Raw genomic sequence first — 6,931 nt, forward strand, 5'->3', positions numbered from 1 at the left:
TCATCGAACAGGGTCAGCTGGTCGCCGGGCGGTATCGGTTGCTGGAGACCATCGGCAGCGGCGCCATGGGCATCGTCTGGAAGGCCGAGGACGAGCGGCTGCAGCGGGTCATCGCAATCAAGCAGCTGGTGGTGCGGCCGGGGTTGGACACCCAGCAGACCGAGGAGGCGCGCAGGCGGGCGATGCGCGAGGCGCGCATCGCCGCGCGCCTGCAGCACCGCAACGCCATCGCCATGCTCGACGTCGCCGAGCACGACGGCGAGCCCTGCCTGGTCATGGAGTTCCTGCCCTCGCGCAGCCTGTCGGCGGTGCTGGCCGAACGCGGCACGCTGCCCCCGGAGGAGGTCGCCGCGATCGGCTCGCAGGTCGCCGCCGCGCTGGCCGCCGCGCACAGCGCCGGGATCGTGCACCGCGACGTCAAGCCGGGCAACATCCTGCTCGACGACAAGGGCACGGTGAAGATCACCGACTTCGGCATCTCCCGGGCCATCGACGACGGCACCGTCACCGAGACCGGCATGCTCGCGGGCACCCCCGCCTACCTGGCCCCGGAGGTCGCCCGCGGCCAGGACCCCAGCCGCGCCTCGGACGTGTTCTCCCTCGGCGCCGCGCTCTACCACGCGCTGGAGGGCGCCCCGCCGTTCGGCCTCAACACCAACGCGCTGGCCCTGCTGCACGCGGTCGCCTCCGGCCGGGTGCCGCCGCCGCGCAACGCGGGCAGGCTCACCGACCCGCTGATGTCGCTGCTCAGCGTCGACCCGGCCGACCGGCCCACGATGGAGCAGGCGATCTCCGCGCTCACCCTGCCCACCGCCCCGCTGCTCGCCCTGCCCACCCCCGCCTCGCCCACCCCCGCCCTGGCCGCCGACCAGCGCACCGTGCCCGCCCGGCCCGCGCCCCCGCAGCGCACCACCGCGCTGCCGCCGGTCCCGCCCCCCGCGCCCGCCCGCCCCGCCGCGGCACCGGCCCCCCGGCCCGCGCCGCAGGCGGGCGCCCAGCGCGGCGTGCTCGTCGGCGCCGCGCTCGTCGTGGTCGCCCTCGCCGCCGCGGTCGTCACCGTCATCCTCACAAACTCCGGCGGCGAGACCGCGCTGCCCCCCGCGGTGACCAGCACCGTCACCGTCCCGGGGCAACCGCCCCAGCAGGCGCAGCCGACCACCACCACGCCCAGCAGCCCCCCGCAGGGGTCGGCCAAGGTCACCGACTGGGGCGCGGCGGGCCGCCGGGTGATCGAGTTCTACGGCGACGCCCCGCTCGCGCAGCGGTGGGCCATGCTCGGCCCCAACGCCCAGGCCGTGTTCGGCGGCCAGGCCCAGTTCGAGCAGTACTGGGGCGCGTTCGCCTACGTGGCCTCGCGCGACGCCAACGGGGTCAGCCCCAACGCCGACGGCTCGGTCACCGTGCCGGTCGAGGTCACCACCAAGACCGCGGGCGGCGCCGAGCAGGTGCGCAGGCTGCGCGTCGTGGTCGTCTCCCTCGACGGGCAGCTGCTCATCGACTCCGACCCCCGCTGACGCGGGCTGTGATTGCGGCAACCACGAACGGGTGGCAGCGTTGGGGGACCGGGGGCGCACCCCGGGGTCGAGGAGGACCCGCCATGCCCGTGATGCCGCCGACGGACTCGATGTTCCTGCTGGGCGAGACGCGGGAGCACCCGTTGCACGTCGGTGGGCTCCAGCTCTTCGAGCTGCCCGAGGGCGCGGGCCCCGACCACATCATCGAGCTGCACCGCGACCTGCTCTCGCACGCCGACATCCGGCCGCTGTTCCGCCGCCGCCCGCGCAGCCCGCTGGGCACCCCCGGGCAGTGGGCGTGGGCCAACGACGACAACCTCGACCTGGAGTACCACGTCCGGCTCTCCGCCCTGCCGCGCCCCGGCCGGGTCCGCGAGCTGCTGGAGCTGGTGTCGCGGCTGCACGGCTCGCTGCTCGACCGGCACCGCCCGCTGTGGGAGTGCCACCTCATCGAGGGCCTGGAGGACAACCGGTACGCCGTCTACACCAAGGCCCACCACGCCCTGCTCGACGGCGTGTCCGCGCTGCGCCTGCTGGAGGACACCCTCAGCACCGACCCCGCCGACCGGGGCGTGCGCCCGCCCTGGTCCCCCCGGGTCCGCACGGACGCCACCGCCCCGCCCCCGCACCGCGAGCCTGAACCGTTCGCCGGGCTGGTGTCCGCGGCGAACCTGGCCCGCGACCTGCTTGGCCTCGGCCCGGCGGTGCTGCGCTACGTCAACCAGGCCTTCCAGGAGCAGTCGGCCACCCTCCCGCACGAGACCCCCAAGTCCATCCTCAACGTCCCGATCACCGGCGCCCGCCGCTTCGCCGCCCAGGGCTGGCCGCTGACCCGCATCCGCGCGGTCGGTGCCGCCGCGGGCGCCACGGTCAACGACGTCATGCTCGCCATGTGCGCGGGCGCCCTGCGCACCTACCTGCTGGAACTGGGCGCCCTGCCGGACAAGCCGCTGGTCGCCGCCGTCCCCATCTCCCTGCGCGAGGGCGACGGCGTCGGCGGCAACGCGGTCGGCATCATCCTGTGCACCCTGGCCACCGACCTCGACGACCCCGCCGCCCGGCTGGCCGCCATCACCGCCTCCATGCAGCGCGGCAAGGACTTCTACCGCGGCATGACACCGCTCCAGGTCACCGCACTGAGCGCGATCCCGTTCACCCCGCTCGCGCTGTCCCTGCTGCCCGGCGCCGCGAAGATCACCCCACCCGCGTTCAACCTGCTGATCTCCAACGTCCCCGGCCCCGCCGAACCCCTGTACTGGAACGGCGCCCGGATGACCGGCGTCTACCCCGTCTCCATCCCGTACGAGGGCCAGGCGCTCAACATCACGGTGACGAGCTACGCGGGGACGCTGGAGTTCGGGCTGACCGGGTGCAGGCGCAGCGTCCCCCGGCTGCAACGGCTGCTGACGTTCCTGGAGGACTCGCTCGCGGCGATGGAGAAGACGATCCTGTAGGACGGCTCGGGCTTGCGAGAGCACGCGGATTGCCTTGCTGGCTCGATGCGGTGGTTGCGCTTGGTCGTGGCCCCTACGGCCAAGCACAACCACCCCATCGAGCAGGTCGCGTGGGGCGCGTTGCGTTGGGTGGGTGGGCGCGCTGCTCCCACAGCGGAAGTGCGGGCTGGATGCGACGCGCTGTCCCGACCTCGCAGCCGGACTGCCGCCCACCCGACCGGGTGCGGACACGCGACCGCCCCGCCGGGCGGGCCGGCGGGGCGGTGCGGGGGGTGGGTCAGCCGCTCTTGCGGCGGAACTGGCGCTTGCCGCCCGCGCGGCCGTGGGCGGACTGGGCCTTGGCGCCGCCGGTGACGTGCTCCTGGCCCGAGCGGGCCTGGGCCTGCTTGCGCTCCAGGGCGGCGCGGAACTGGCTCTTGAGGTCCTGGGGTTCCTGCTCCTCGGCCGGTGCGGCGTCGGCGGGGGGCTGGTCGGTCATCGGGGCCTCCGGTTCGGTTCGGTGGGCTCGGGCCGCCGCGGCGGTGCCGGGTGGGCGAGCCCGGTTCGAGGTTACCGGGACTCCGCGCGCGCCTTCAGGCCCTCGGCCTCCAGGGCGAGGTAGCGGTCGGTCAGGCCTGCGGTGAACCGGCCCACCAGGCCGCCCAGCCAGCCCGCCTGCACCAGGCCGAGCGTCACCAGCGAGCCGCCCTCGGCCGGGTCCACCCGGTGCGTGGCGGTGGTCAGCACGCCGGGGCCGCGGGCCTCCCACGTCCACGACCGGCCCTGGTCCAGCTCCACCACCCGCCAGACGGTCGTGGGCAGCCGCGGCTGCTTGACCCTGGCCCGGCTGCCGAGGGCGAGCGGGCCGGGGGTCAGCAGCTCCACCGAGGTCACCGACGCCGTCCACGACGGCCACCGCTCGACGTCGGCGTACACCGACCACACCAGGCCCACCGGGGCCGCCACCACCACCGACGTGCCGAACTCCATCGGGTCAGGGTAGCGCCGGTGATCGCCCCCACTACCCTTTCCGGCGGAGGAAAGAACGGTGAACCTGCTGGACCACATCTCGGCCGTGGCGGCGCTGACCGGACGCGCGGACCACGACCCGCACGCGCTCGCGGGGGACGAGCACCTCCGCTTCGAGTGGTACCGGGCGGCGGACCCGGTGGACGAGCGGGCGTTCCTGGCGCTGGTGCTGGCCGACCCGGAGCGGGAGATGGCCACCGCGGCGGTGGTGGCCAGGATCGACGAGCGGGGCAAGGCGCGCGGCGACTTCGACGCGTGGGCCGCCCACGTCGCCCCCGCCGTCGGGCACGTGGCGTTCCTGCGCGAGCGGATCGCCGAGTGGAAGCTGCTGCGCGACGCCCTCGCCGGGCGGCCGGTGCAGGCCACCGCCGTGCTCGCGGCGAGCGACTGGGCGCAGCGCAGGCTCGCCGCCGAGGTCGACGGCGACCTGCTGGCCCTGCTCGCGGTGCACGGCCGCACCCGCAGGGTCCGCGCGCTGACCCGGGTGCCCCGGCCGGTGCGCCGCAGGCACAACCCGGACAGCTGCTGACCCGCTCAGAGCGGGTTGTGCTCGGCCAGGAACTCGTCGACGCGCGACCACGTCGTCGTGCGCGCCGCCCGGCCCGCCAGCACGCCCAGGTGCCCGCCCGGGCAGGTGTGGAAGCGGACCTCGGGGGCCTTGTCCAGCACGTCGAGCAGGTGCCGCACCGCCCGCCGCGGTGCGATCGCGTCGGTGGACCCGGCGATGACCAGCACCGGCACGGCCACCTCGCGCAGCGAGATGCGCCGCCCGCCCAGCTCCAGCTCGCCCGCGGCGAGGTCGTTGGAGCGGAAGAACCGGTGGTAGATCTGGCCGAAGGTGCGCCCGGGGTAGGCGGCCATGTTGTCGGTGAACCGGTCCACCGCCTCCAGCTGCGCCAGGAAGTCCGCGTCGTCGAGGTGGCGCAGGACGGCGTACGGCTTGGTGACCACCTTGTCGATCGCCGAGATCTGGAACGCCCGCTTGACCAGGGCCCGCGGCGCCCCGCCGAGCAGCCGGTAGGCGGGGGTGAGGATCCAGCCCCCGGTCAGGTCGGCCAGCGGCTTGATCGGGGCCACCAGCGGGATCGCGGTCATGTCGATCGGCGCCGCGACGCTGGTCAGCGACGCGATCGGCAGGTCGGGCCGGTCGGCGGCGGTCAGCAGCGACATGATCCCGCCCAGGCACCACGCCACCACGTGCACCGGCCGCCCGCCCGCGTCCCGGCTCACCGCCTCCACCGCCCGCGGCAGCACCTCGTCCACCCAGTGCTCCAGGCCCAGCCCCCGGTCGGCGAAGCTCACCTGCCCGTAGTCCACCAGGTACACCGACCGGCCGGTGCCCACCAGGTGCTCGGCCACGCTGCACCCGCGGCGCAGGTCGAAGCACAGCGCGGGCGCGGCCAGCGGCGGCACCAGCAGCACCGGGTCCCCGGCACCCGGCGGGGTGAACCGGTACACCGACCGGGTCCGCCCCCGGTCGACCAGCGCCCTCGGCGTCGGCCGCAGGTCGGCCAGACCGCCCCGCAGCACCTTCGCCGCCACGTTCACCGCCGCCGAGGACACCCACCCCGGCGCCGCTGCCAGTACCGATGACACATCCGCTCCTCACGTCAGCCGCACCGCTAGTATCGCGCGGGGCTCATGCTCACCGGGAGGCACGCGTGTCAGGACCGTCCGCCATCGATCCGGAGCGGCCGCACCCGGCCAGGATCTACGACTACCTGCTGGGCGGGGCCTGCAACTTCGCCCCGGACCGCGAGTTCGCCAACCGCTTCGTCGCCGCCCTGCCCGAGGCCAGGACCGCGGCCGTGCTCAACCGCGACTTCCTGCGCCGCGCCGTGCGCTACTGCCGCGCCCAGGGCGTCGACCAGTTCCTCGACCTCGGCTCGGGCATCCCCACCGTCGGCAACGTCCACGAGACCGCCCCCGACGCCCGCGTCGTCTACGTCGACTCCGACCCCATCGCCGTCGCCCACAGCGAGATCGTCCTCGCCGACACCCCCCTCGCCGCCCCCCTGCTGGCCGACATGCTCGACGCCGAGTCCGTCCTGGACTCCGCCCCCGTCCGCGCCCTGCTCGACCTCGACCGCCCCGTCGCCGTCCTCATGGTCGCCGTCCTGCACTTCGTCCCCGACCCCCACGACGCCCTCCGCCAGTACATCGCCGCCATGGCCCCCGGCAGCCACCTCGTCATCAGCCACGGCACCCGCGACGCCCACCCCGAAGGCCTCGACCAGGCGGGCAAGCTCTACCGGGACAACGGCACCCCCGGCACCCCCCGCGACAAGCGCGAGGTCGAAGCCCTCTTCACCGGCACCACCCTCCTCCCCCCAGGCGTGGTCTGGACCCCCCTCTGGCACCCCGACACCACCCCCACCGACCCCGACCCCCGCAACTCCCTCGCCTACGCCGGAGTCGGCCGCAAGCCGTGAGACCCCTCCGCTCCCCCGCGGACCTCCACCTCCTCCCCCCACCCTGGCGCCCCGTCGTCGCGCGGGGCCTGTCGGCGGGCACACACCGGCTGGAGTGGTGTTGGGCCTCACCGACCGCGTCCTTGGCGTGGTGGTCACCAGACCGCGCGCCGGTGCCGTGGCTGCTCGACCTGATGTCGTTCACCACGCCCGAAGACGCAGCCGCTCTGGTTGTCCACAGCCTGCGCACCCTGCGCCTTGCGCGGGCTGAGCACCACCTGGAAACTCCACTCGGAACAGACGCCGACCCCGCAACCCTCGCCACCCTGGCCCTCTCCGGCTTCACCCCCCAAGTCCACCGCCTACGCCTGGAGCGCCCGGCACTCTCCTCACCCCCTGCCACTCTCTCCACGTCCCCAACAACCCCGCATCCACCTCCCTCCACCACACGAAGGGGTGAACTCCTCGCAACTCTGTCCCCATTCCACCCCTCCCCCGCCTCTCCGGTATCGAAGGGGAGGACGCCGGCCCCGGACCCCCCGCC

7 protein-coding genes are annotated in these 6,931 nt (G+C 74.8%); 4 read left to right on the top strand and 3 right to left on the bottom strand.

Translation table 11 applies throughout. From position 1 onward, the window contains the following. The first annotated feature begins 38 nt into the window (after positions 1–38). Both BJP25_RS22615 and BJP25_RS22620 read left to right on the top strand, forming a co-directional pair. Complete coding sequence (locus tag BJP25_RS22615; RefSeq protein ID WP_269844567.1) at positions 39–1,514, top strand: serine/threonine-protein kinase; 1,476 nt, start codon at positions 39–41, stop codon at positions 1,512–1,514. Positions 1,515–1,597: 83 nt separating this feature from the next. Beyond that, a complete protein-coding gene (locus tag BJP25_RS22620) occupies positions 1,598–2,968 on the top strand; it encodes a WS/DGAT/MGAT family O-acyltransferase (RefSeq protein WP_084794375.1) in 1,371 nt (456 codons plus the stop codon). Positions 2,969–3,245: 277 nt separating this feature from the next. Here the strand turns inward: BJP25_RS22620 and BJP25_RS22625 are convergent, their stop codons facing one another. Beyond that, positions 3,246–3,446 (bottom strand): DUF5302 domain-containing protein, encoded by a 201-nt coding sequence (locus BJP25_RS22625; RefSeq protein ID WP_075977012.1) that lies wholly within the window; start codon positions 3,444–3,446, stop codon positions 3,246–3,248. A 71-nt stretch (positions 3,447–3,517) separates the two neighbouring features. Next, the gene (locus tag BJP25_RS22630; RefSeq protein WP_075977013.1) at positions 3,518–3,937 is read right to left on the bottom strand and encodes an SRPBCC family protein; all 420 of its coding nucleotides are present in this window, start codon (positions 3,935–3,937) and stop codon (positions 3,518–3,520) included. A gap of 58 nt (positions 3,938–3,995) precedes the next feature. On the opposite strand from BJP25_RS22630, the gene BJP25_RS22635 reads away from it, so the two are divergent. Next, the gene (locus tag BJP25_RS22635; RefSeq protein WP_075977014.1) at positions 3,996–4,505 is read left to right on the top strand and encodes a hypothetical protein; all 510 of its coding nucleotides are present in this window, start codon (positions 3,996–3,998) and stop codon (positions 4,503–4,505) included. Between the two features lie 5 nt (positions 4,506–4,510). Here the strand turns inward: BJP25_RS22635 and BJP25_RS22640 are convergent, their stop codons facing one another. After that, entirely contained in the window at positions 4,511–5,560 is a 1,050-nt protein-coding gene (locus tag BJP25_RS22640) for an alpha/beta fold hydrolase (protein WP_075977034.1), read from the bottom strand. A gap of 77 nt (positions 5,561–5,637) precedes the next feature. Here BJP25_RS22640 and BJP25_RS22645 point away from each other — a divergent pair, with 77 nt between their 5' ends. Then, positions 5,638–6,408: an SAM-dependent methyltransferase gene (locus tag BJP25_RS22645; protein WP_075977015.1), complete on the top strand. Its 771-nt coding sequence runs from the start codon at positions 5,638–5,640 to the stop codon at positions 6,406–6,408. The last annotated feature ends 523 nt before the right edge of the window (positions 6,409–6,931 follow it).

Source organism: Actinokineospora bangkokensis, from assembly GCF_001940455.1.
GTDB lineage: Bacteria > Actinomycetota > Actinomycetes > Mycobacteriales > Pseudonocardiaceae > Actinokineospora > Actinokineospora bangkokensis.